22 protein-coding genes are annotated in these 24,974 nt (G+C 50.5%); 6 read left to right on the top strand and 16 right to left on the bottom strand.

The genetic code is table 11. From position 1 onward, the window contains the following. Nucleotides 1-16 precede the first annotated feature (16 nt). The 5 genes from C9I99_RS14910 to C9I99_RS14890 form a co-directional block, all read right to left on the bottom strand. The gene (locus C9I99_RS14910; protein WP_107349687.1) at nt 17-1,105 is read right to left on the bottom strand and encodes an AfsA-related hotdog domain-containing protein; all 1,089 of its coding nucleotides are present in this window, start codon (nt 1,103-1,105) and stop codon (nt 17-19) included. A gap of 11 nt (nt 1,106-1,116) precedes the next feature. Next, nucleotides 1,117-2,958: an asparagine synthase (glutamine-hydrolyzing) gene (asnB, locus tag C9I99_RS14905; RefSeq protein ID WP_107349686.1), complete on the bottom strand. Its 1,842-nt coding sequence runs from the start codon at nt 2,956-2,958 to the stop codon at nt 1,117-1,119. Nucleotides 2,959-2,997: 39 nt separating this feature from the next. Beyond that, nucleotides 2,998-4,011, bottom strand: a complete 1,014-nt coding sequence (locus tag C9I99_RS14900) for a 3-oxoacyl-ACP synthase III family protein (protein ID WP_107349685.1) — start codon at nt 4,009-4,011, stop codon at nt 2,998-3,000. A gap of 1 nt (nt 4,012) precedes the next feature. Next, complete coding sequence (locus tag C9I99_RS14895; RefSeq protein ID WP_107349684.1) at nt 4,013-4,252, bottom strand: acyl carrier protein; 240 nt, start codon at nt 4,250-4,252, stop codon at nt 4,013-4,015. Nucleotides 4,253-4,357: 105 nt separating this feature from the next. Beyond that, nucleotides 4,358-5,890 (bottom strand): MFS transporter, encoded by a 1,533-nt coding sequence (locus C9I99_RS14890; RefSeq protein ID WP_107349683.1) that lies wholly within the window; start codon nt 5,888-5,890, stop codon nt 4,358-4,360. Nucleotides 5,891-6,147: 257 nt separating this feature from the next. On the opposite strand from C9I99_RS14890, the gene C9I99_RS14885 reads away from it, so the two are divergent. Beyond that, nucleotides 6,148-6,996: a LysR family transcriptional regulator gene (locus C9I99_RS14885; RefSeq protein ID WP_107349682.1), complete on the top strand. Its 849-nt coding sequence runs from the start codon at nt 6,148-6,150 to the stop codon at nt 6,994-6,996. Between the two features lie 218 nt (nt 6,997-7,214). Here C9I99_RS14885 and C9I99_RS14880 read toward each other — a convergent pair whose 3' ends face one another. From C9I99_RS14880 to ftnA, 4 genes are all read right to left on the bottom strand, one after another. Beyond that, the gene (locus C9I99_RS14880; protein WP_107349681.1) at nt 7,215-8,402 is read right to left on the bottom strand and encodes a BaiN/RdsA family NAD(P)/FAD-dependent oxidoreductase; all 1,188 of its coding nucleotides are present in this window, start codon (nt 8,400-8,402) and stop codon (nt 7,215-7,217) included. Nucleotides 8,403-8,572: 170 nt separating this feature from the next. Next, entirely contained in the window at nt 8,573-9,685 is a 1,113-nt protein-coding gene (locus tag C9I99_RS14875) for a mechanosensitive ion channel family protein (protein ID WP_243734647.1), read from the bottom strand. Between the two features lie 109 nt (nt 9,686-9,794). Then, nucleotides 9,795-10,133, bottom strand: coding sequence for a universal stress protein UspB (gene uspB / locus C9I99_RS14870; protein WP_208113433.1), 339 nt, complete (start codon nt 10,131-10,133; stop codon nt 9,795-9,797). A 71-nt stretch (nt 10,134-10,204) separates the two neighbouring features. Further along, nucleotides 10,205-10,732, bottom strand: a complete 528-nt coding sequence (gene ftnA / locus C9I99_RS14865; protein ID WP_107349679.1) for a non-heme ferritin — start codon at nt 10,730-10,732, stop codon at nt 10,205-10,207. Between the two features lie 297 nt (nt 10,733-11,029). Here ftnA and C9I99_RS14860 point away from each other — a divergent pair, with 297 nt between their 5' ends. Continuing rightward, entirely contained in the window at nt 11,030-11,452 is a 423-nt protein-coding gene (locus C9I99_RS14860; RefSeq protein WP_107349678.1) for a universal stress protein, read from the top strand. A 168-nt stretch (nt 11,453-11,620) separates the two neighbouring features. Continuing rightward, nucleotides 11,621-12,493, top strand: coding sequence for a carboxylate/amino acid/amine transporter (locus C9I99_RS14855; RefSeq protein WP_107349677.1), 873 nt, complete (start codon nt 11,621-11,623; stop codon nt 12,491-12,493). 101 nt (nt 12,494-12,594) lie between these two features. Here the strand turns inward: C9I99_RS14855 and fre are convergent, their stop codons facing one another. From fre to trxA, 6 genes are all read right to left on the bottom strand, one after another. Continuing rightward, complete coding sequence (gene fre / locus C9I99_RS14850; protein WP_107349676.1) at nt 12,595-13,305, bottom strand: NAD(P)H-flavin reductase; 711 nt, start codon at nt 13,303-13,305, stop codon at nt 12,595-12,597. A 9-nt stretch (nt 13,306-13,314) separates the two neighbouring features. Further along, a complete protein-coding gene (locus C9I99_RS14845; RefSeq protein WP_107349675.1) occupies nt 13,315-13,578 on the bottom strand; it encodes a 2Fe-2S iron-sulfur cluster-binding protein in 264 nt (87 codons plus the stop codon). Nucleotides 13,579-13,667: 89 nt separating this feature from the next. Then, nucleotides 13,668-15,527, bottom strand: coding sequence for a 4-hydroxy-3-polyprenylbenzoate decarboxylase (gene ubiD, locus C9I99_RS14840; protein ID WP_107349674.1), 1,860 nt, complete (start codon nt 15,525-15,527; stop codon nt 13,668-13,670). 122 nt (nt 15,528-15,649) lie between these two features. Then, entirely contained in the window at nt 15,650-16,681 is a 1,032-nt protein-coding gene (locus C9I99_RS14835; protein WP_166645478.1) for a hypothetical protein, read from the bottom strand. A 224-nt stretch (nt 16,682-16,905) separates the two neighbouring features. Then, nucleotides 16,906-18,171: a transcription termination factor Rho gene (rho, locus tag C9I99_RS14830; protein WP_107349673.1), complete on the bottom strand. Its 1,266-nt coding sequence runs from the start codon at nt 18,169-18,171 to the stop codon at nt 16,906-16,908. Between the two features lie 196 nt (nt 18,172-18,367). Next, a complete protein-coding gene (gene trxA / locus C9I99_RS14825; RefSeq protein ID WP_107349672.1) occupies nt 18,368-18,694 on the bottom strand; it encodes a thioredoxin TrxA in 327 nt (108 codons plus the stop codon). Nucleotides 18,695-18,807: 113 nt separating this feature from the next. Here trxA and rhlB point away from each other — a divergent pair, with 113 nt between their 5' ends. Both rhlB and gppA read left to right on the top strand, forming a co-directional pair. After that, nucleotides 18,808-20,115 carry an ATP-dependent RNA helicase RhlB gene (gene rhlB, locus C9I99_RS14820; RefSeq protein ID WP_107349671.1) on the top strand — a complete coding sequence of 436 codons (1,308 nt, stop codon included), beginning with the start codon at nt 18,808-18,810 and terminating at the stop codon, nt 20,113-20,115. Nucleotides 20,116-20,130: 15 nt separating this feature from the next. Continuing rightward, nucleotides 20,131-21,621 carry a guanosine-5'-triphosphate,3'-diphosphate diphosphatase gene (gppA, locus tag C9I99_RS14815; RefSeq protein ID WP_107349670.1) on the top strand — a complete coding sequence of 497 codons (1,491 nt, stop codon included), beginning with the start codon at nt 20,131-20,133 and terminating at the stop codon, nt 21,619-21,621. A 248-nt stretch (nt 21,622-21,869) separates the two neighbouring features. Here the strand turns inward: gppA and prlC are convergent, their stop codons facing one another. Beyond that, the gene (gene prlC, locus C9I99_RS14810; protein WP_107349669.1) at nt 21,870-23,912 is read right to left on the bottom strand and encodes an oligopeptidase A; all 2,043 of its coding nucleotides are present in this window, start codon (nt 23,910-23,912) and stop codon (nt 21,870-21,872) included. 210 nt (nt 23,913-24,122) lie between these two features. Here prlC and C9I99_RS14805 point away from each other — a divergent pair, with 210 nt between their 5' ends. Further along, nucleotides 24,123-24,962 carry a 23S rRNA (adenine(2030)-N(6))-methyltransferase RlmJ gene (locus tag C9I99_RS14805; RefSeq protein WP_107349890.1) on the top strand — a complete coding sequence of 280 codons (840 nt, stop codon included), beginning with the start codon at nt 24,123-24,125 and terminating at the stop codon, nt 24,960-24,962. The last annotated feature ends 12 nt before the right edge of the window (nt 24,963-24,974 follow it).

Raw genomic sequence — 24,974 nt, 5'->3', positions numbered from 1 at the left:
ATATTTACCTTGTTTGCTAAAACTTCTTGAGAAAACCGCGTTTGATAATTTCTTTGAGCGTTTCTATATCTTCATAACTCACACTATTAAATAACCAGTTCACGTGGCTTTGTTCGTCGCGCTCACGCTGCAATTTGGCTGTGAAATGAAGTTTATTGTCATAGATTAAGTTCAAATAGTGGCTGTCTTCGTTGTCGAACGAAATAGCACTGGTTGTGCATCCGGAAAGACCGATGTCCTGCAAATCAACAAGCGCCTGCTTCCCGCAACCACTGCTAAGAAGTGCTGTAATCGGTGCAATCGGTAATGGTGAGAATCGCTCTTCTTCGCCAAATAGGTTGACGTTACGCGCCATCTGAAAACGTTTTATAGAGATGACAGGGGCCAAAGAGTTAATACGAGCGATTAACATGCCTTTTTGGTAGAAAGAAGCGCGATAAAGTACTTCTTTTGGTTTTTGGATGTCACCTCGAGTGAGATCATCAACAACAATCTCTATGGGGTACATGAGCTCTGCGTAATTGTAAAACTTCGCATTGAGCTCGCTAAGACTTACCGTGACTTGTCCAAGTTGTTGCTGAGAAAAGCCATATAATTGGTAGTAGATAGTTTGTCTTGCCGCCTCAAGTAACATGATTCCCGGTACATGTTCATGAGGTTTTCGATAAAAGAAGTAATGATCGCCTCGGTTCACAAACTGAAAACTGTGTGAATGACGGGCCACCTTGTGATGCGCAAGAAATGCTGACACGTTTTCATCATTAATATCGACTCGTTCGGCAGTATCCTGAGGTAGACCCGCTCTGATCGATTCGACAATTTGAGCCGGGACGCCACGCATAGGGTCATTCGCTGAAAGCACAATCACTTCATCAAAACTAACACCTGCACCGCCTGACATAGTCTTTGGCAGTTTCAGCACATATTCGTTGCTTGCCGATACTTCATACAAACTATTCAGCATAACTATTGCAGGGTCAGTAGCCATACTCTCCTGAGACGAAGTAAATCGAACAGGCAGCAACTTTCTTGGATCACTAAGCAAGAGATCATCTGCTTTGTGTTTATGCACCAGTTTTGGCGAAATAGGCGGTATAACTGACATATCTAACTTCCTTATACTTTCGTGGTTACATCGTATTTTTCAAGCCAACGATTCATCCATAGAGCCATCTCTATCCCGCCGCGGTTATATGGCTGGCTTATTTCACTCACCCCACGATCAATCAGCAGTTTTGCCTTTTTAGAATCAATAAAGTCTCTTGCTGGCGAACTGGTATCATCCATCAAACCTGCAAGTTCATCACGAAGCCCTTGCTCATAGGAACGATCTTGCGTTGCCGGATACGGTGTTTTCACTCGGTGTACGATGCTGTCTGGCAGTAAAGGGGCTGTTGCTGCACGCAACAAGCTCTTCTCTCGTCCATCGTAGGTTTTCATAGACCAAGGGGCATTGAAGACGTAGTCGACCAATCGATGGTCACAAAACGGTACGCGCACCTCTAAACCTACCGCCATGCTCATACGGTCATTTCTATCAAGTAAGGTGGGTAAAAAGCGAGTAAGTGCTAGGTAAGAGACTTGTCTCAAACGTCTTTCGTCTTCAGCTTCGCCTGCAAGTACAGGCACCTCAGCCAAGGCTTCTTGATAGCGCTTATCTCGATATTCATCGCGGTTTAATGAGTGAACAAAGTCTCTATTAAGAAGTTGAATACCACCAAAGTACCGAGACGAACCTGCTGTTAACCATGGGAAGGTATTGGCCGAAATTGCCGCTGGGTTTCTAAACCATTGATATCCGCCAAAAACCTCATCAGCAGCTTCGCCAGAAAGCGCAACTGTCGAATGTTTTTTTATCCCTTGGAACAGCAAATACAAAGACGGCCACATATCCCCCCAGTAGGCAGGCGGAGCATCAACACCGTGTAAAACAAGATTACGCACGGAGTTCTCTAGCATCTGGTTGCTGTTTAGAAGAAGTTCGGTATGTGCCGTGCCAACGTGTTCGGCCAGCGCACGCGCAAAAGGCGCATCCGGAGCACCTCGGACACCGTCTGCCGAAAAATTATCCATGTTGTGAGTGAAATCTACTGAGAAAGAAGGGAATTGCCCTTTTTCCACATGCTCTACCGCTAAAGCGGTAATCGCAGAGGAGTCTAATCCTCCAGATAACAATGAGCAGATAGGAACGTCAGAAATCATTTGCCTTTTGACTGTGTCTGACAAAATTTCTCTAACTGTCGCTATCGTTACATCTAGCGAATCATGGTGTTCTCTTGCACTCAACTGCCAGTAGGCTTGCTTTTTCAAACCTTGGCGGTTGAATGTAAGGATATGGCCTGGACGCACTTCATACATACCGTCATAGGGCGTCAACTCAGGCGTTTTTACCATGTCCAAGATTTCACAAAAGCCTGTGTTTGATACCTGAGCGTTGACATAAGGGTTTTCAAATAAGGCTTTTGGCTCAGAGCCAAACACAATACCTGTGTCGGTTTGATAGTAGTAAAGCGGTTTAACCCCTAGACGGTCTCGAATGAGAGTAAGTTGCTGTCGATGAACATCCCAAATAGCGATGGCAAACATGCCGTTGAGGTGTTCAGCCACACGCTCCTTCCAGTGTAAATAACCTTTTAGTAATACCTCAGTATCACTGTTTGTTTCGAAGGTATAGCCGTAACCCACCAGCTGTGAGCGCAACTCTCTGAAGTTGAAAATCTGACCATTAAATGCAACAACGGAGGTTTGCCCTTCCCTGTTTTGAGCTAGCATTGGTTGAACGCCATGTTCAACATCAATAATGGACAAACGTCTATGACCTAACGCTGCATAGCTGTCATACCATGTTCCTCTCGCATCTGGTCCTCGATGAGATAAGGAGTCCGTCATTCGATCCACAATTTGACTTCGCTCTGGAAAGTGTCGTTGAAAATCAATCCATCCAGTAATACCGCACATTATTTTCTTCCTTAAAAATCTAACTATCTCGGATAAAAACTACGCAACTGCGTAAACTTCTACTGGCGCTATTAATGCCGTATCGGACAAATTCACGTGCATCGCATTCCATGCCAACCCGACACCAAACCCACAAAGTACGATATCGTTTCGCTCATTAAGGTTTGCTCTTCGCGTAAGAAGTAATGGAATTGACGTAGAGTTAGTGTTTCCAATTCCGTTTACATCAATAGGAACTTTGCATGCTTCCACTCCAAGTAGGTTTATCAAGTAGTTCAACAAAAATTCATTGGGTTGGTGAAGAGCAAAGAGATCTACGTTGTCTTTCTTGATACCCACTTGGTCGAGGAGCGCATTCACCACTTCTGGCACACGCTTGAGCGCAAAGCTCATCACTGCAGCACCATCCATTTTTAAGGTGGCTACAGAAGCCGTACTTTGTGCTCCCTTTTCGTAGTTGATTTTCACACCCAGCATGTCTGCTCCTGAACCATCAGTACCATTGATGAAATTGACGGTTTCCGTACCACTACCGATCAAGGTTGCCGAGGCTGCATCACCAAACAACATGCGTACTTGATAGTCCGCATCATCAACTAGACGCGTGTTGATATCCCCAGTACACAACAGTACTTTTTTGAATGCGCCAGATGAGATAAGAGACGCTGCTTGAATCATGCCGTTGACATACCCCGCACAGCCATCGTTGACCGTTGCGACAAAGCATCCTGATTTCAAACCAAGCCTATGGTGAACGGCAAAGGCAGTTCCTGGGCTCCAACTGTCGGGCGTTTGAGTAACGACTATCAGGCCGTCAATGTCGTCAGAGGTAACATTCACATTGTTCAACAATTGCTGAGCGGCGGCGGTTATCAGCGCTTCGGTTGACAAACCATCTGCAGTGCGAATAGCGCTGATCCCAGTTCCTCTCGCCACACGTGCAGCATTTTTCTCGCCATACATGGCTGAAAAATCTTCTTTGCCAATAGTTTTTACAGGGAGCGCTGCTGTTATCGCTTCAATGCGAATACCTGAAATTGCTTTGAATTCCATCTTATTTGTCTTTTGAGTTGTTTATTAAAGAAATGAAATCATTTACGGTTGCGAGTTTCGACACATCATCCATGGACAACTGTGCGCCAGTGTATTTTGTAACTAAAGCAGCAGCCGATAGCATGGCGAAAGAGTCCCAATGAGCGCTTCCAGTTAACTCCGTGTTGGTTTGCACTTCTTCACTTGTAACATCCAAAATGATTGATATTTCTTCTTTTAAGTTTTCAAAACTCAATTCCATTACCAAATTCCCTGTTTTTAAGGTGCAAATAACCCATTGCTGTGCTGTACACAGCAATGTTTTGCAGCTACTTATTAATTAAATTAGATAGATAGCGTAGAGGGGTTACTCTGTAGCCACACTCACTGATTGATCATCATCTTCAGATTGATTTTTATTCTCGCAAGCTAATGCGGATGCGATACACAAAATAAATGCGGATATTGCGCCGTAGAGAACCACCCAGCTAAAGCCAGATGTCAAAATTTCACTCGCTGCTTGTGTAGTGACACCGAGCGATTCAGCCGCAGCGATGTTGCCTGATGCCAATGCATCTGCAATAGGCATAATTTCTGCGTCACTGATATTCAGAATACCTTTCAAGCCCTCAAAGACTCCGTTTACCAAAATGTATCCCATGATTGCAATATTGACGGCCAATGAGATCATCCGAGCACTAAACTCCATACCCGAAGCCATGCCAGCCCTTTCTGGTGGCAGTGAACCCGTTGCAGTGTTTGTTACAGGTGTGTTCGTCAAACCAAGACCAATACCCGCTATGACACAACCCGGTAGTAACGTCATCCACGATGTTCCTTGCAATCCAATTGCGAACCAAATTGAAGCAAAGCCGGCAGAAATAGTGAGCAAACCCAAGGGAATAACAAACCCTGGCCCTTTGTTTTGAAGCATGCGTTCAGCATAGGGAGGTACGATAATAGTAGGAATAGTTAATGCCAGTACCGTTAAGCCCGATACCACGCCGCTATAACCCAGTACAGATTGGAGATAAATTGGGAAATAAATTACGAATGGCCAAAAGCTAAAGTTCATTCCACTCGCACCAAATAATGCACCAGAGAAATTGCGAACTTTAAATGCTGAAAAGTCAAACATAGGACGCTCTACTTTGTATTCAATAATAACAAACAAAATAAAGCTCAAAATACTGCCAGAAAGAATCGCCAAGCCTGTATTAGTTGTAATGCTGGTTTCATGGCTTTGAATAATGAGGTAGACCAAACCAAATACTGACAACGACAAGGTGATCATTCCACCGAAGTCCATCTTAACAGCGTTAGGATCAGAAGACTCAGTGACGCCTTTTTTCGCCAAGATTATAGTAACTAACGAAATAAGAACATGAATGAGGAATACCCATTCCCAGCTGGCAAGTTCAAGGATGATGCCACCTACAATAGGACCAAAACCCAAACCAAGACCAAATATAATGCCCCAGGTAGCAAACGCTGCACCTCGCTCTGGCCCATTTGGAAACTGATTAGAAAGCACCGCAACCTGACAAGACAGCATCGCTGCTGCACTCAGGCCTTGTAAAAAGCGGGCAGCGATAAGTACCGGCGCACTCATTGCAATACCACAAAGCAGTGATGCAATAGCAAAAACAAAGATACCTGCAATAAAAATGCGTTTACGACCGTATCGATCCGCCAATGCCCCCATAGCAACTAAAACTGAACACATTGCAATGGTGTAAGCATTCATGATCCACTGGAGTTGCTGAAAGTTTGCAGGTAGTAGATCTTTCAACGTCGGTAATATAGAAGGGATACTGGTTATTTCTAACCCCAGCATGACTGCAGATAAACACACAGCAGCCAATGCTATTTTATTTTTAGCTGATATAGCGGAAAACATTTGACACTCCATTTCAATTCTCAAAGTAGCGCAGAGAATCGTTGTAACTTGCAAGAGCACCAACCGTGGTTACTCTCATGAAGGGAGTAAAATGTAGCAGCTTCTTGACATTATCTAAATAAATGCTTCAATATTTCAGTCATAACAAACCGTAATTATTGCTTGAAATACAACATGTTACACTCCTGTTTGAAAGTTTAAAAAACAAGATGTAACTCGGAAATCAGTCTAAACATAGTAGTAAAGGAGTTATTTATATGATTAGCCTAGATCTTGATTCTATTCGCGCTTTTTTAGCAATTAATGATCACAAAAGCTTCACCAAAGCGGCTGACTCTATGGGCAGCACTCAAGCCACACTTAGCGTTAAGCTTAAAAGGCTGGAGAATAAACTAGGCGTACAATTAGTAGAAAGAACGCCAAGACAAGTACGCTTATCTTCTGCAGGAGAAGCTTTTTTACCAGAGGCACGTGAACTTATTTCAGCCAATGACAGAGCTATTGCAAGCCTGTCCTCGCCTAGACGGAGATTCAAACTTGGTGTTGGGTGTCATGTATTTGGTCCAGAAATGCAATTGGTATTATCTCGCTTAAAAGAGGCTGACCCTAGTTTACAAATAGAATTATCGGTAGAAAGCTCTACAATATTGACCGAGCTATGTAATTCGGGCTCTCTTCATGCGGTAATTATTCGAAGTGACGATGGGCGCTATGACGGTGAAGAGTTATGCCCAGAGTATTTTGGTTGGTATGCTTCCGCCCAGTTTGATTACGATCACCAGGGGCCTTTGCCTATTGCAAATCTAAAAGAGCATTGTGGAATGCGGAATGTAGCAATGCAGGTTTTAGATAAATTTAAAATACAATGGCATGAGGCCTTTATTGGAAATAATATGACTGCTATCGTTACGGCAATTGAAGCAGGTATGGCTGTAGGGATCTTTCCCCACCGAGCAGCACCTCGCACATTGATAGAAGTTTCTAAAAAGTTTGGGTTACCTAAAATCCCATCTTCCTCAGTATTAATATACTCGGCCTACAAAGACAAACAAACTAGAAACACCATGAACCTTATCGTTAAAACATTTTCAGATTTATACCCATGATCATTGAAGATGCTTGATTTTCAGCGATATGAGGATCATGCTACGACCCTTGAAAGTAACTCTGACTAAGAAGCAAAAACATGAACTCGAAATCCAGCATAATAAAACGCGTGTTGGTCGAGTGCGTAACCGCATTAAAGCGGTACCAATACAGTGAGCCTGTAAGAACCATAGTTCAGGTAGCTCTTACGGGCAAACTTTATTGTTTCTACACACGATCAGGCATGCTGGCCGGCAACAAAGCCCGAGCTCCACGCCCACTGGAAGTTATAGCCCCCCAGCCAGCCGCTGACGTCCATCACCTCACCGACAAAGTAGAGGCCCGGTACCTTTTTCGCTTCCATGGTTTTCGATGATAGCCCATCGGTATCGACCCCACCCAAGGTCACTTCGGCGGTGCGGTAGCCTTCGGTCCCGTTGGGGGCAATCTTCCACTGATGGAAGTAGCTGGCCATTGCCGTAATGTCTTTCGGGTTAAACTGCTTTAGCGGCTTATCAACCAAGTCACCCCGCTCGATCAGCACTTCAATCAAACGCTTTGGCAACAAGCGCGACAGCGAGTTTTTCAGGCTCTGGTTCGGGTGCTTGTCACGCATCGTGTTCAGGGTCTCAGCCAAATCGAGATCCGGCAGCAAATCAACGGTCACTTTCTGACCCGGTGTCCAGTAGGAGGAGATCTGCAAAATAACCGGCCCGGACAGGCCACGGTGGGTAAACAGCAGGTTTTCACGGAAAGTGGTACCGTCTTGCGCTTCCACCAAAGCCGGAATAGCAATACCCGATAGCTCGGCGAACGCTTCCTTATCTTCCTTGTGCAGGGTAAACGGCACCAAACCGGCGGTAGTCGGTACCATCGCCAAACCAAACTGCTCGGCCAGCTGATAGCCAAACGGCGTCGCACCGAGTTTTGGCATCGACAAACCACCGGTTGCGACCACCAGCGATTCACAATCTACCGAGTCGGCATTGAGCTTGAGGCTAAAGCCACCCTCCGTTTTGGTGATGTCATGGACATCAACCTGATAACGCTGCTGTACCGTCGGCAAGTCGCACTCGGCCAGTAGCATGGCCACGATATCCTTGGCCGACTCTTCGCAGAACAGCTGGCCATGGTCACGCTCTTCAAAGGCGATATCATGCTTGGCGATCATCGAAATGAAATCCCACTGGGTATACTGGGACAAGGCCGATTTTACAAAATGCGGATTGCGGCAAACGTAGTTGCTGGCGACCACATCGTAGTTGGTAAAGTTACAACGGCCGCCACCGGAGATCAGGATTTTACGTCCCGGTTTCTTGCCGTGATCAACCACTAGCACAGAGCGTCCCCGCTTGCCCGCCTCAGCCGCACACATCAAGCCTGCAGCCCCTGCGCCAATAATTACTACATCGAACTTTTCTGCCATATCTCTACCGTTCACGACCCGAGCCAAACCAATAAAAAAGGGATGCGGTAACCTAAACTGGCCTGCATCCCTTATCAACACGGCTATTCTACCCACCTACACAGCGAATATAAATAGCCATAGCGTCCAAATATTCACCGATAGCGATGCTCCTTGCTGCCCCCTCGCGGCTAAGCCGTCAGCTGAGCACTTTGCCCAGGCTCATGCCCCCGTTGAGACTGAGGAGTATTCGCCATCCGAATGGTGGTGGTCGGGAAGGCAAAATCAGCACCATGGCGGTGCACAATCTTCACCACCTCCAACATCACAGCCTGCTGAATAGCTTTGTACTCCACCCACCCTGTGGTTTTAGTAAAGGTATAGATCAGGATATCCAGCGAGGATGGGCCATAGTTATCAAAGCTGACAATCAATGTCTGGCGGGTATCGATATCAGGGTGGACCGACAACATCGCTTTGATATCATCAACCACGTGACTGATCACAGCAGCATCTTGATAGCGCAGGCCAACGGTCTGCTTGATACGACGATTGAGCATACGCGAAGGGTTTTCCACCACTATCGAGCTAAACACCGAATTGGGGATATATAACGGCCGCTTGTCAAAAGTGCGGATCACCGTCATGCGAAAACCAATCTTCTCGACCACCCCTTCGATTTCCCGATCCGGGCTGCGGATCCAGTCTCCCAGCTTGAATGGCTTATCAAAGTAAATCATGATCGCACCGAAAAAGTTTGCCAGCAGATCCTTGGCGGCCATCCCCACAATCAAGCCGCCTACGCCACCGAATGTGAGTACGCCGGACAAGCTCAGGCCAAGGTTCTGCATCAGCGCCAAGCCGCCAACCACCAGTACCACCAAACGCAGGACTTTCGACACCACGTTGATACTGGTGGCATCCTTGGCCGTTAGGCATATCGCATTTTCGGCATTGGTGATCAGGCGCAACAGCACCCAGGTAAAGGTCCAAATCAGCATCAGGTGCCTGATACTGATTAAAAACGCACTGGAATAATCCGAGGTATTGTCGATGACAATGCCAAGCGAAAATGCCGCCGGCCAGAGCCAAATCAACCAACTGACCGGCCTTCTTATGGCGTCGATCAAGGCATCATCCCAGAATAGGCGGGTTTTCTCGGCCGCTGTCGACAGGCGACGAGTGATCAGCAGCCAAGCAGCCCACAGGCCGGCACTAAGAAGCAACAACAAGCCAGCATTGGACATCCAGTCTTGGCTAACACCACTTTGCAATGCATTCCACCACTGATAAATATGCGTCATAACAGCCACCTAGAGAAGAATAGGTTGGCTAAGTTAGTGCCATCTTTATCCGTTGGCAATATTCACGAGTACTTTTATGCCATCGGTGCTGGTTTTTAACGGCAATTGGTTAAATTCCGAGGTACGCCACCACAAAAATTGTGACGAAAAACACCATTAAACAGGTACTGGCAAGAATAAAGAGCCGCCTTACCTTCGAGCATTTATCCATAAACACTGGATCATGGTGGTTATGGTACTGATGGCTGCGGATATAGTGAAATAGCCGAATTTGCTTAGTGACATTGCCCTGGGATGAAAAAAACCCACGGCCATCGACCTGCTGGTAGAGAAGAGGATCGCATTCGCGCATGACTGCTAGCAAAGTACGCAAGGTACTGACATAGCGAGATACATTCACCACAGCGACCAAAAAAAGCGCGAGTAAAATTGCGTCACCACTCATAATATAGCCCCCGAACAACGTGACGGATCAGCTGACCATACTTTGATGAGGGGGCATCACAGCCCCCGATTTAATTAGCCAGCTGGTGAATCCATAATTGATGTCGATCCAGTTTTCGCCATTGCGGCTAGGTCTTTGTCGATGAAGAACAAGGCTTTGCCGTCTTCACCAACCAACTCAATCTTATCAATAATGCCTTTGAACAGTTTTTCTTCTTCGTGCTGTTCTGCCACATACCACTGCAAGAAGTTAAACGTCGAGTAGTCCTGGGCCGTGAACGCAACATGTGCAAGCTTGTTGATCTTATCGGTGATCAGCTGCTCATGCTCATAGGTTTCTCGGAACACGTCACCCAACGAGGAAAACTCATGCTTTGGTGCTTCAATGGAGCCAAGGATCGGCATTGCCCCTGTTTCGCTGACATACGTAAACAGTCGCTGCATATGTTCCATTTCCTCAACGGCATGCTTGCGCAGGAACTCGGCCGCGCCATCAAAGCCCTTGTCTTCACACCATGCACTCATCTGCAGGTAAAGGTTGGAAGAGAAGAACTCTAAGTTGATTTGCTCGTTGAGTTTATCAACCATTGCTTGAGCTAACATCGCACTACTCCTATCTATTCTAGTGTATACCAATCTCAACGGGTGGTATGAAAACGCTGTATTCGCCATTGTCACAATGCCAACGCGAGAATGCAACTCATCGTGCTGGACGACAAAGAATCTATGACATGTTTTCAGCAATCCAGCGAATTAAATTAAAAAGAGTCAATAATTCAAGTAATTCCACTGCTAGAATTATTTCGTAAAAAGGCCGGACAAGTTGCGATCACGGTAATATTTTTTCCCAAAATTAGGTGCTAGCATGAAGCAAAGCCCCTACATCAAGGAGTGAAAACTATGGCTTACAAACATATTCTGGTGGCTATCGATCTGTCCGACGATAGCCACGTCATCGTCAGCAAAGCGGCTGGGCTCGCCAAGGCACTGGACGCCAAATTGTCGCTTATCCATATCGACGTCAACTATGCCGAGCTCTATACTGGCCTGATTGATATCAACCTGTCCGATGCCCAGCACCGTATGGCGGACGAGGCCCAGAAACAGCTTCAGGCACTGGCCGACAAGGCCAACTATCCGGTATCCCACACCTTGGTCGGCAGCGGCGATCTGAGCGAGGAAATCTGCCACGCCATCGATGACATGAACATCGAGCTGGTGGTGTGCGGCCACCACCAAGACTTCTGGAGCAAAATCCTCAGCTCGGCCAAACAGCTGATCAACCGCTCCCCGGTCGACATGCTGATGATCCCACTCAAGTAGATTTTGTGTAACCTTTCCTAGTTACGCCCAGCAGGCACGGTCCGATCACCGGGCCTGCCTCTCTTGCGCATCGGCACCATGGTATTAACGTCCAACTTGGCTATATTGCCTTGCGCCTTTTTTCGCTACACTTGCCCCATCACTCAACCAATCACCCCTGAAAATACTATGGGATACTTATCCGCTGTTACCTTGCTCTGGGCCTTTTCCTTTAGCCTGATCGGGGTCTATCTGGCCGGTCAGGTCGATGCCTGGTTCTCGGTGCTTACCCGGGTCAGCCTCGCTGCCTTGCTCTTCTTGCCCTTCCTGCGCCGCCAGCACCTACATCGCTCGCTGGCGCTCAAAATCATGGCTGTCGGTGCCTTCCAGCTCGGTATCATGTACTGCTTTTACTACCAGTCCTTCCTCTACCTGAGCGTACCGGAAGTGTTGCTGTTCACCATTTTTACCCCGATTTATGTCACCCTGATCTATGACATGCTGCACCGCCGGTTCTCGATCTGGTATCTGGCCACTGCTGCGATTGCGGTACTGGGGGCGGCGGTGATCAAGTTCGAAGGGATCAACGAGGACTTCATCACCGGCTTTCTCATTGTCCAAGGAGCCAACCTGAGCTTTGCCATCGGCCAGGTCGGCTACAAGCGCATCATGGAGCAAGAGCGGCAAGATATCCCGCAGCATACGGTGTTCGGGTTGTTCTACCTCGGGGCTGTTTGTGTCGCGCTGCCGATGTTCCTGCTGTTTGGTAATACCGAGCAACTGCCAACCAGTAATACCCAGTGGGGCATCTTGATCTACCTGGGCACGGTGGCTTCGGGCCTTGGCTATTACTTATGGAACAAGGGGGCGACCCTCGTCAATGCCGGCGCATTGGCGATCATGAACAATGCCTTGGTCCCTGCCGGCCTTATCGTCAATCTCGTCATCTGGAACCGTGACGTCGACTACCTTCGTCTTGCTATCGGGGGGATCATTATTGTCGCTTCGCTGTGGTTCAACGAAACTTGGGTCAAGCGCAAGGTGGAAATGGCGCAGGCGTAAGCACGGTTAGTAACAGCAACGTCAAATACAACAAAGGCGAACCCAAAGGGTTCGCCTTTTGTCTTTTCCAGATCCTAGGAACTAGAATCTAGGAACGGTATTTAGATAAACGAATACGCATCGGCAAACATGCGCTCGCGCTCGGCACCTTTCTCGGCCGAGAACTGCTCGCGTGCCGCGCCGGCCATTTCGAAGCGGCCGCAAATGTAGATGTCATAGGCTGACAGGCTGACGAAATCATCGCTGACCGCGTCCAGCACGTTGCCTACCTTGCCCTGCCAGTCAGCTGGCGCGGTTTCAACCACCGGAACATAGGTCAGGTTACCGTGCTGATCCGCCAGTGCATTCAGTTCATCATTGGCATACAACTGGCATGCGTCGCGGCCGCCCCAGTAAACAAAGATCGGCTGGCTGACACCGCGGCTCAGGCAGTTGTCCAAGATGCTGCGCACATAGGAAAAACCGGTACCACCAGCAATCAGCAGCAATGGCTTGTCGCTGTCTTCACGCACCCACGCTTCGCCATGCGGCGCTTCGATCTCAATCGGTGTACCCGCCGCCAGCGCAGCTTTCATGCTCTCCACCACCTCGATGGCGTAAGCGTTATGCTCGGCGGCACCGATATGCAGCTCCAACTCTCCTTCTCGGCACGGGCTGCTGGCAATAGAAAACGGACGCTTGTCCTTCTCGCCCATCACGGCCAATAGGTACTGACCCGCTTTGAATTCAATGTTTGTCTCTGGACGCAGCAGGATACGAAATGTATTACAGGCTAACGGCTCGACGGATGTTACTTCGCATTTGATGGACATTCTCTTCCTCTAATCTAGCTGGAGCACCAAATCACTACTTGCCATTGCCTGACACGCAAAGATCCAGCCTTCGGCCTGCTCCTTCTCGGTGAGCATAGGCTCGAGCTGATAGCGTATCGTTCCCTGCTGCTTACGGCACATGCACATAGCACAAGCACCGACCTGGCAGCGGTTGGGAAATGCAATGCCTGCGTTGAGCGCGGCCTCGAGAACAGTTTGCTCACCGTCGATGGTGAACGTCATGTCATGGGGCAGCAGGCGGACTTGGTACATATTTATTTTCTCACGCCCTGCTTCTGCCGGGCTTTGCTAATCACACTTGATAGACTAACTTGGGATACAGACTGAGCTTACTAACCAGATTAACTCAGGATCCCCAGGTCGTCCCATATGGCATCGACTCGGGCAACCACGTCGGGCGACTTGGTAATCGGCGTTCCCCATTCACGGGAAGCCTCGCCCGGCAGCTTATTGGTGGCATCAAGGCCAATCCTGGCCCCCTGCCCATCACTTGGGCTAACCATCAGGGTATCACGGCTCGGATCCATCCGGGTGGTAATCGCCCAAATTACATCGTTCCAGTCGCGGGCATCGACATCATCGTCACAGACGATCATGAACTTGGTATCGGTTTGCCCGGCCAACAACGACCAGATCCCTTCCATGACCTGCCGTGCCTGACCGACGCTTTCCTTCTTGATAGTGACAATCGCCATGCCAGCACACTCAGCCGTTTGCGGCAGGTAGCAATCAACCACATCGGCAAACCGCTGCTTGATATCCTGCTCAAGAGCTGGGTGATCCAAGTCGACTTGCGGACGGGAATAAGCGGCAGCATTGGCCGTTTCAGCGTCCCACTTCCGAGTCGCATCCAGCCCCATCTTGGAGCCGAGGCCGACTACCGGAGAGGCAAAATCCAAAGAATCTATTGGGGTGTTATCGATCAGGAGGGTATCGCGTACCGGATCCATATTTCGGGTCATCGCACCGACCACGCTACCCCAAGCACGGGTATCAACATCTTCATCGACCACCAGCACAAACTTGGTGTACATGAACTGGCGCAGGAAGGACCAAACCCCCATCATCACCCGCTTGGCATGGCCTGGGTATTGCTTCTTCATCGACACCACGGCCATGCGGTAGGAACACCCTTCAGGCGGCAAGTAAAAATCAACAATCTCTGGGAACTGCTTTTGCAAGATAGGCACGAACACTTCGTTCAATGCTACCCCGAGGACTGCGGGCTCATCTGGCGGACGTCCGGTGTAGGTACTGTGGTAGATAGGGTCTTTGCGCATGGTCACATGGGTAATCGTGAACACATGGTGGCGTTCGACCTCGTTGTAGTAACCGGTATGGTCTCCGTACGGGCCTTCATCGGCAAACTCGTCCGGGTCGATATAGCCTTCCAGCACGATTTCAGCGCTGGCCGGCACTTCCAACTCATTACTGAGGCTTTTGACCACTTCGCTCTTGCGCCCGCGCAGCAAACCGGCAAACGCGTACTCCGACAAAGTATCAGGGATCGGTGTCACCGCCCCGAGAATCGTCGCCGGATCGGCTCCGAAGGCCACCGTCACCGGGAACCGTTCGCCCGGATGGGCTTCCATCCAGTCGCGCAAATCCAACGCACCGCCCCGGTGGGCCAGCCAGCGCATGATGATCTTGTTCTTGCCGATCTTCTGCTGGCGGTAAATCCCGAGGTTCTGGCGTTTTTTGTTCGGCCCCTTGGTGATCGTCAACCCCCAGGTCAGCAGCGGTGCCACATCATCAGGCCAGCAGCTCATCACCGGAATTTTATCCAGATCAACCTCGTCACCCTGCCAGACAATGTCCTGGCACGGGGCACTGCGCAGCCGCTTGACCGGCATATTCAATACCTGCCTGAACACCGGGAGTTTATCCAGTGCTTCGCGGAAGCCCTTCGGTGGCTCTGGCTCTTTCAGATAAGCCAGCAGCTTGCCGACCTCACGCAACTCGCGGACTTCGGTCCGGCCCATTCCCATGGCAACACGGCCCGGGGTACCAAACAAATTGGCCAGTACCGGCATGTCAAAGCCAACCGGATTTTCAAACAACAACGCCGGACCACCGGCACGCAGGGTGCGATCACAGATTTCAGTGATCTCCTGATCCGGGTCGACAGGCTGCGAGATACGCTTGAGCTCGCCCTGTTGTTCCAGATAGTCAATAAACTCTCGCAGATCCTTGAACTTCATCGGTTTGCGGCTACCTATCCTAAATACACCAGCACCCGGTGCTGGTTACAGACACCGGGTACAAATAATCATTATCAAACATTATAACGACTTGTTAACGCTAGGACAGCGGAAAATCCGACCTAGGGGAGCTGGGCAACTGCCGAACGGAAATTCTTCTGCAGTACCTGGCTGCGGCTGACCGACGCCAGTTGCTCGAGCCAGTCAAGATAACCGCTGCGGGCAAGTTCAGCCGCCACCAGCTCGCCATCATCGACTTCGCTCAGTTTGTCACTGAGAAAATCTCTGGTTGCCACCGGCAAAGGCTTGAGGGTGATCAGGGCACGATAGGCCTGCAACTTCAATGTTGGGTTAATCGTCGCCGCCATCAACTGCTTGGTGGCCGCAGGCTGCGGTGCCAGTTCTGCCAGCCGGTTAAGCTCGGCCAGGCTGTACTGATCGCTGCGCCGCCGCCACAGCAAATGGTAAACCCCCTCGTCACCAGAGGCCGCCGCCACAGCGGCTATCGCGGCATTATCAGGTAGCCAAACCAATTTGCTGTCCGAGGTAAATTGCGCGGCCAGTTCATCCACCGCCGTTTCAGATAATGCCGGCAATTGGGCAAGGAAAATATCACGCCGAGTGGTTTGGATATGGCTCCCCCCGCTCAGCCATTGCGACAGTTGCAGCTCACCGTCCTCTGCCAGATCCACCATCTGCAGGGCCAACAGCTGCTGCTGCCAGCGCACCACCAAACTGCGCGCCTTGGCGCCATAGTGGAAAGCTGATTTGGTCACTAGGTAGCCATCACCTTGTTCAACGACATTAAACGCCGGCGTGCGGGCCGCCTGCGCCTCAAGCCAATCAGCCTTGATCTGATCCAAACCGTCGGGTTTAGCCGCATAGTCGATAGCATGGTCAATCAGCTGGCTACGTACCGCTTCTTGCTGCAATGGGGGCAATGGGGATAACCGGGCTTCCAGCGACGCAAAGTCACTGTTGTCATAGTATTGGCGCAAGGCCGATACCCGGTTTTGAACTTGTAGGGAAGACTGGACTTGGTTGACTTCCTGCTCGGTCGTTTCTGTCGCCGGCAAGGCAACCTGAGCCGAAGCCTGAGCCGCAATGATCCCTGCAGCCAGCAAGCCTATCTGCATGCACTTTCCTAGTCGCATGTCACCTCCTTGGTGAAAAAAGATATGTCGGTTATCAGGATCACCCTGATCCAAAGTCACAATTTGATAACAAACACAGTATATCGATGTACCGGGCCCAATTGCCAGCAAAGTCGCAATTGAACAACGATCAATTAAGGGTACCAGTGTACCAAAAATAAAAAACGCCACAAACTGTGGCGTTTTTCAAACTGTGAGACGTTCGACAGAACGACGTTTCAGTATTAGGACTTCTGACGACGCATCGCGTCGAAGAACTCGTCGTTGGTCTTGGTCATCGATAGCTTGTCGATCAAAAACTCCATGCTATCGGTTTCACCCATTGGGTGAACAATCTTGCGCAGGATCCACATCTTCTGCAGCTCATCAGTCTTCGCCAGTAACTCTTCACGACGGGTACCTGAACGGTTGAAATCAATCGCCGGGAAAACACGCTTTTCAGCAATCTTACGAGACAGGTGCAGTTCCATGTTACCTGTACCTTTGAACTCTTCGTAGATAACTTCATCCATCTTAGAACCGGTATCAACCAGTGCCGTTGCGATGATAGTCAGGCTACCGCCTTCTTCTACGTTACGTGCAGCACCGAAGAAACGCTTAGGACGGTGCAGGGCGTTGGCATCAACACCACCGGTAAGTACTTTACCTGATGATGGAATAACGGTGTTGTAGGCACGTGCCAGACGGGTGATCGAATCCAGTAGGATAACAACGTCTTTCTTGTGCTCAACCAGGCGCTTGGCTTTCTCGATAACCATTTCTGCCACTTGAACGTGACGTGATGCTGGCTCATCAAAGGTCGACGCAACGACTTCACCCTTAACCAGACGCTGCATCTCGGTTACTTCTTCCGGACGCTCATCGATTAGCAATACCATCAACTCACACTCTGGGTGGTTGTGGGCGATGCTCTGGGCAATGTTCTGCAGCAACATGGTCTTACCCGCTTTTGGCGGAGCAACAATCAAGCCACGCTGGCCTTTACCGATTGGCGAAGCCAGATCAAGAACACGTGCTGTGATGTCTTCAGTCGAACCGTTACCACGCTCCATACGCATACGCTCGTTGGCATGCAGTGGAGTCAGGTTTTCAAACAAAATTTTATTACGCGCGTTATCCGGTTTATCGTAGTTAACCTCGTTAACCTTCAACAGGGCAAAGTAACGCTCACCGTCTTTCGGCGGGCGGATCTTGCCGGAAATAGTGTCACCAGTGCGAAGGTTGAAACGGCGGATTTGGCTAGGGGAAACGTAGATATCATCTGGACCGGCGAGGTAAGAGCTGTCTGCTGAGCGGAGGAAGCCGAAGCCATCTTGAAGGATTTCTAGAACACCATCGCCAAAAATGTCCTCACCACTTTTCGCATGCTGCTTGAGAATCGCAAAGATGATGTCTTGTTTTCTCAAACGCGCCAGGTTTTCCAGTCCTAAGCTTTCTCCAAGCGCAACCAACTTAGAAATAGGTTGGTTCTTTAGTTCAGTAAGATTCATAGTGGTGGGTTTCTTGTCAGTCAAAATTGGGGTTCTATATTAATTGAGATAAAGCTGACCAATGGGGCTGGTCAAGGAATGAACGAATTTACAATTTACGTGCAATAAGTTAGCACTAAAGATCTCATACGTCTAGCATAGACGCAAGTCAAACCATGCACAACGAGAAATTGTGCACGGTTCGAAGCAGAGTTGCTTATAGGTTCGCGTCTAGGAACTCTTTAAGCTGGCTCTTTGACAGGGCACCTACTTTGGTTGCCGCTACGCTGCCGTCTTTGAACAACAGCAGAGTCGGGATACCACGAATGCCGAATTTTGGTGGTGTCGCTGCGTTTTGGTCGATATTCAATTTACCGATAGTCAGCTTACCTTCGTACTCATCCGCGATTTCATCAAGAATTGGGGCAATCATCTTACAAGGACCACACCATTCAGCCCAAAAATCGACTAGTACCGGGCCTGCAGCAGCAATTACATCGCTATCGAAACTTGCGTCTGTCAGCTGCACAATCTTGTCGCTCATCTTCCACTCCAATGGTTGATTTTGTTAGCTGATTTGATTTTAACCAGCAAATCGATGTCCTATTTGAATGGAATCCGTTTCGTATTGCAACCCTAAGCTGATATTCTATACGAATGAAGACGACTCACATCACAGAGCAAAAATTTGCCGACCTGGGTTTAGAACCTCAGGTTTTACAAGGATTGGAAGCTAATAACTTCCATAATTGTACGCCTATCCAGGCGCTGGCATTGCCGGTAGTGCTCTCCGGCCGTGACATTGCTGGTCAGGCTCAAACAGGCACAGGGAAAACCCTGGCTTTCCTGACCGCGACTTTCAACTACCTGCTGCTAAACCCAGCAAAAGAGGATCGTAAACAAAATCATCCTCGTGCCATTATTATGGCCCCAACCCGTGAACTGGCTATCCAGATTTACAACGATGCCAAACCAATGCTTGAAAGCACCGGCCTAAAAGCAGGTCTTGCCTACGGCGGTGAAGCATACGAGAAACAACAGAAAACCCTCGAAGCGGGCGTCGATATCTTGATTGGCACCTGTGGCCGTATCATTGATTTCTACAAGCAGCGCGTGATCGATCTGCGTTCTATCCAGGCCGTTGTTCTGGATGAAGCTGACCGTATGTTTGACCTTGGCTTTATTAAAGATATCCGCTTCTTGTTCCGCCGTATGCCTGCACCGCAGGAACGTCTGAACATGCTGTTTTCGGCGACCTTGTCTTACCGTGTCAAAGAGCTGGCCTTCGAACACATGAACTCGCCTGAGAGTGTGGTTGTCGAGCCAGAGCAGAAAACCGGTCACCGTATCCAGGAAGAACTGTTCTACCCATCGAACCAAGAAAAGATGCGCCTGCTTCAAAGCTTGATCGAAGAAGAATGGCCAGATCGCGCGATCATCTTTGCCAACACCAAGCATCGTTGTGAAGATATCTGGGCCCACCTGGCGGCTGATAAACATCGTGTTGGCTTGCTAACCGGTGATGTCCCACAGAAGAAGCGTGTTCGCATCCTAGAGCAGTTCACCCAAGGTGAAGTGGATATCCTGGTAGCAACCGATGTCGCAGCCCGTGGCCTGCACATCCCACAGGTAACCCACGTATTCAACTACGACCTGCCTGACGATGCCGAAGATTACGTGCACCGTATTGGCCGTACCGGCCGAGCTGGCGCGAGTGGCCATTCGATCAGCTTTGCCTGTGAACAATATGCCATTAACCTGCCGGCAATCGAAACCTACATCGAGCATGCTATCCCGCTGTCGAAATATGACTCGGAAGCCCTGCTAGATGATCTGCCGCCGCCAGTTAGCGTTCCTCGCTCACCGCGCCAAGGTGGCAACCGTCGCAGTGGTGGTGGCTCACAGCGTCAAGGCCAGTCGCGCCAGCGCAGCCGTCGCCGTCCACCGCAGAATAAACAGCAGTAAAAGATAGATATGTCTATGGAAAGAACAGTATCACCCTTGTATGCCGCCATTGACCTTGGCTCCAACAGCTTCCACATGTGGATTGTCAGGGAGGTCGCAGGCACCGTCCAGACCCTGGCCAAGATCAAGCGTAAAGTCCGCTTGGCAGCTGGCCTCAACAGCGAAAACACGCTGAGTATTGAGGCAATGCAACGGGGGTGGGACTGCCTCAGCCTATTTGCCGAACGCCTGCAAGATATTCCGGCAAGTAACATTCGCATTGTCGGGACTGCCGCACTGCGCACCGCCGTCAATGCCGAGGCCTTTCTTTCCAAAGCCGAGGCTATCCTCGGCTACCCGGTCGATATCATTCCTGGTGAAGAAGAAGCCCGGATCATCTACCAGGGCGTTGCCCACACCTCCGGCGGCTGCGGCAAGCGTCTGGTGGTCGATATTGGCGGGGCCAGCACCGAAGTGATCATTGGCGAGGGGTTTGATGCCAGTGCCCTGACCAGCCTGAAAATAGGCTGTGTGACCTGGCTCGAGCGCTATTTCAAAGACCGCTGCCTCACCGCCGCCAACTTTGACGCAGCCATCTCAGCCGCCAAAGCAGCCATTGCCCCGATTGTCGAGCCGTACCAGACATTGGGCTGGCAAACCTGCGTCGGTGCCAGCGGTACCGTACAGGCCCTCCAGGAGATCATGCTGGCACAGGGGATGGATGAAATCATCACCGTCCAGAAACTCAAGCGGATGCAGCGCCAGGCCATGCAGTATGAGCGCCTGGAAGATTTGGATATCGAAGGGCTGACCCTCGAGCGTGCCCTGGTATTCCCAAGCGGCCTGTCTATCCTTATCGCGATTTTCGAGTCGCTGGGTATCGAGTCGATGACCCTTGCCGGTGGCGCGCTGCGCGAAGGCATGGTGTATGAAATGATGAGCCAGATGCGCCACAACGATGTCCGTGAGCGTACTTTGCAGAGTCTGCAGACCCGATTCCAGCTCGATGGCACCCATGCCGGCAATGTCAGCAACACCGCCCGGGCCCTACTTGGCAGCTGTCTGTCAGAATGGAGCCTGGAGCCGCAAGCCAATTACCTGCTCGATGCCAGTACCGCACTGCATGAAATCGGCACCATGATTGAATTCAAGAAAAGCGGTGAGCATGCCGCCTATCTGATCCATCATAGTGAGTTACCCGGTTTCACCCGTGCCCAGAAACACCTGATCGGTGAACTGCTGCGCCGCTACCGCGAGAACCTGACCAGCCTGCCAGAGCAACATGCCCTGTCGGCTCAGAGTGCCACTCGCCTGCTGCGCCTGCTGCGTCTGGCTGTGATCTTATGTCACCGCCGCGACAGCAGCCACCAGCCGCCGTTCACCCTGACGGCTCAGGACAATGCCCTGAGCCTGACACTGCCAGCCAGCTGGCTGGCTGCCAACCCGCTGACCGATGCCGAACTGCAGCAAGAAGCCACCCGCCAAAGCGACATGGGCTGGCCGCTGACCATCATCACCAGCGAGTAACCCGTAACACTGACAAAAAAAGCACCCCATGGGGTGCTTTTTTATTGTCTGACCGTTTTTATTTGGCGCAGGAATTTCGCTACATCGCTAAGAGGGCGCGCGGAGTTGATAACCACTTCCTCCCTCCCCTAATTTGTAATTTAAACGCAGGAATTTTACTCGGGTTCAAAGAGAAAGCGCGGAGTTGATGATAATCAATGAGCACTTTCGATGCAGAAACCGAGCAAAATAACCAGTTTGAAACCAAATTAGCCAGTGATGCCGCTGTGGCGGAGCAATGCATCGATCTGAGGCTCACGGCCACGGAAGCGCTTGAACAAGTCCATCGGCTCCTCGCTGCCACCACGCTCTAGGATACAGTCCAGGAAGTCGGCACCGGTTTGGGTGTTGAAGATCCCCTCTTCCTCGAAACGCGAGTAGGCGTCCGATGACAGCAACTCGGCCCACAGGTAGCTGTAGTAACCGGCGCTGTAGCCACCAGCAAAGATATGACTGAAGCTGTGCGGGAAGCGGCCAAACTCAGGGCTTGGGACCACCGACACACGGGACTTGATATCCGCCAGCGTCTCTAGCACTTTGGCACCCAGTTCAGGGTCGTATTCGGTGTACAGGGTGAAATCGAACAAGCCGAACTCGAGCTGACGCAGGATCCCCATCGCCGACTGGAAGTTCTTGGCCGCTAACATCTTGTCCAGCATGGCTTTTGGCAATGGCTCGCCGGTCTCGTAATGGCCGGAGATAAAGGCTAGCGCCTCTTCTTCCCAGCACCAGTTTTCCAGGAACTGGCTTGGCAATTCAACCGCATCCCATGGCACACCATTGATACCCGATACAGCGGGTACATCGATCTGGGTCAGCATATGGTGGATACCGTGGCCAGTTTCGTGGAACAGGGTGACCACTTCGTCATGGGTAAACAAGGCTGGCTTGTCGCCGACCGGCTTGTTGAAGTTACAGGTCAGGTAGGCAACTGGCGCTTGCAGGCTGCCATCCTGACGGGTACGGCGAACCATGCACTCATCCATCCAGGCACCACCGCGTTTGTGCTCTCGGGCATACAGATCAAGGTAGAAACTACCGCGCAGCTGGCCTTGGCTATCGAAGATATCGTAGAACTTAACCGACTCGTGCCAGGTATCAACACCGGTACGCTCTGTGACATCCATACCGAACACGCGTTTGAGCACCTCGAACAGGCCGGCAACCACTTTGTGCTCTGGGAAATAAGGACGTAGCTGCTCATCAGAAATGCTGTAGCGGTGCTGCTTGAGTTTCTCGGCGTAGAAAGCAAAGTCCCATGGCTCGAGTTGTTCGGCACCGAACTCGCTGCTGGCATAGTCACGCAGTTCGGCCACTTCTCGCTCACCCTGAGGCTTGGCACGGCTGGCCAAATCGTTCAAAAAGCCCAGCACCTGATCCGGCGTCTCCGCCATTTTGGTCGCCAGTGATTTCTCGCTGTAGGTATTGAAACCCAACAAACGGGCAATTTCATGGGTCAGTTTGAGCTTCTCGGCAATGATCTCGCTGTTGTCCCACTGACCGGCATTCGGGCCGCGGTCGGAAGCGCGGGTCACGAAAGCTTCATACATTTCCTGACGCAGTTCGCGATTTTCGCAGTAGGTCATCACCGGCAGGTACGACGGAATATCCAAGGTAAACAGGTAACCGTCCTGCTCCTTGGCTTCGGCCGTGGCCTTGGCTGCCTGTAGGGCAGACTCCGGCAACCCACCCAGTTCGGCCTCATCGCTCACCAGCTTGTTCCAGCCCATGGTCGCATCAAGCACATTATTGCTGAACGTCGATGACAACTCAGACAAGCGCTTGCTGATCTCACCATAGCGGTGTTGCTCTTTGGCTGGCAGACCAATGCCCGATAATTCAAACTCTTTCAGCGCATCAGTAATAGATTTTTTCTGGGCTTGGCTAAGATCGACAAAGCTATCATCGGCTTTCATCGCCTTGAACGCTTCATACAGGCCCTTGTGCTGACCAACCCAGGTGCCGTAATCCGACAGCATCGGCAGGCAGCTCTCGTAAGCTTCACGCAGTTCATTGCTGTTTTTCACCCCGTTGAGGTGGCCGATCGGTGACCAGATCCGGCTCAGGCGATCATCTGTCTCGGCTAGCGGCACGCAGATTGTCTCCCAGCTTGGCGGCGTATCAGCCGCCAGCACTTGCTCCACGGCAGCCCGGCAATCGGTAATCGCCTGCTCGACCGCAGGTTTGACATGCTCGGGTTGGATAAGCGAAAACGGTGGCAGATCCGTCATCGACAGTAATGGGTTAGTCATGCGCAATTCCTTAAATTAGTTGTCCTTTATTAAATGCGTCTTGAACAGCGTAAATTCAATCCTTTCATCGCACTAAATCGTAACGCCGCCCTCTTATTTTAACCTAGGATTAACATCTCAAGCATGAAAGTCATCACGGTTGCTGGCTATTCCTCGCCAATTGGCGATAATACTGACCCAATTTATCCCTATTCTGTCGAGATCCCAGCCATGCTGAGCTACCGCCATAGTTTCCATGCCGGCAACCATGCCGATGTGGTCAAGCACATTGTCCAGAGTCTGATCCTGGATGCCCTGAAACAAAAGGACAAACCGTTCGTCTACCATGACACCCACTCCGGTGTTGGCCGTTACGATCTTCAGGATGAGCGCAGTGAAAAGACCGGTGAATTCAAGCAAGGTATTGCCCGGATCTGGCAGCGTGACGATATCCCCGCTGACATTGCCAGCTATATCGACGCGATCAAGGTACTGAACCAGGGTGATGAGCTGCGCTACTACCCGGGCTCGCCGAAAGTTGCCCGCGCCCAGCTTCGCGATCAAGATCGCATGGTATTGACCGAGCTGCACCCGAGTGACTTCCCGCTGTTGCTGCAGGAGTTCCGTGGTGACCGCCAGGTTCGCATCTACAAAGAGGATGCCTTTGCCCGCCTCAAAGGCAGCCTGCCACCGAAAGAGCGTCGTGGCGTGGTACTGATTGACCCACCGTATGAGCTCAAGCACGAGTACATGGATGTGGTTAAGGCGATCAAAGAAAGCCACAAGCGCTGGGCAACCGGCACTTATGCGATCTGGTACCCGGTGGTTTACCGCGAGAATATCGACAAGATGCTCAAGGGCTTGGAAGATCTGGGGATCCGCAAGATTCTGCAAATCGAGCTGGGTGTCGAACCGGATACCGAGGAGCGCGGCATGACCGCGTCGGGGATGATTGTGATCAACCCACCGTGGAAACTGGAAGGCCAAATGCAGGCTATTCTACCTTGGTTGAAAGAGGCCATCGCACCAAACCACGGCCACTGCAAAGTAGAGTGGATCGTACCGGAATAAGTCCGCAGCATC

Origin of the sequence: Photobacterium lutimaris (genome assembly GCF_003025555.1) — a bacterium.
Lineage (GTDB): Bacteria > Pseudomonadota > Gammaproteobacteria > Enterobacterales > Vibrionaceae > Photobacterium > Photobacterium lutimaris.
The sequence above is the reverse complement of the archived record's forward strand: the minus strand, read 5'-3'. Positions and strand labels throughout refer to the sequence as shown.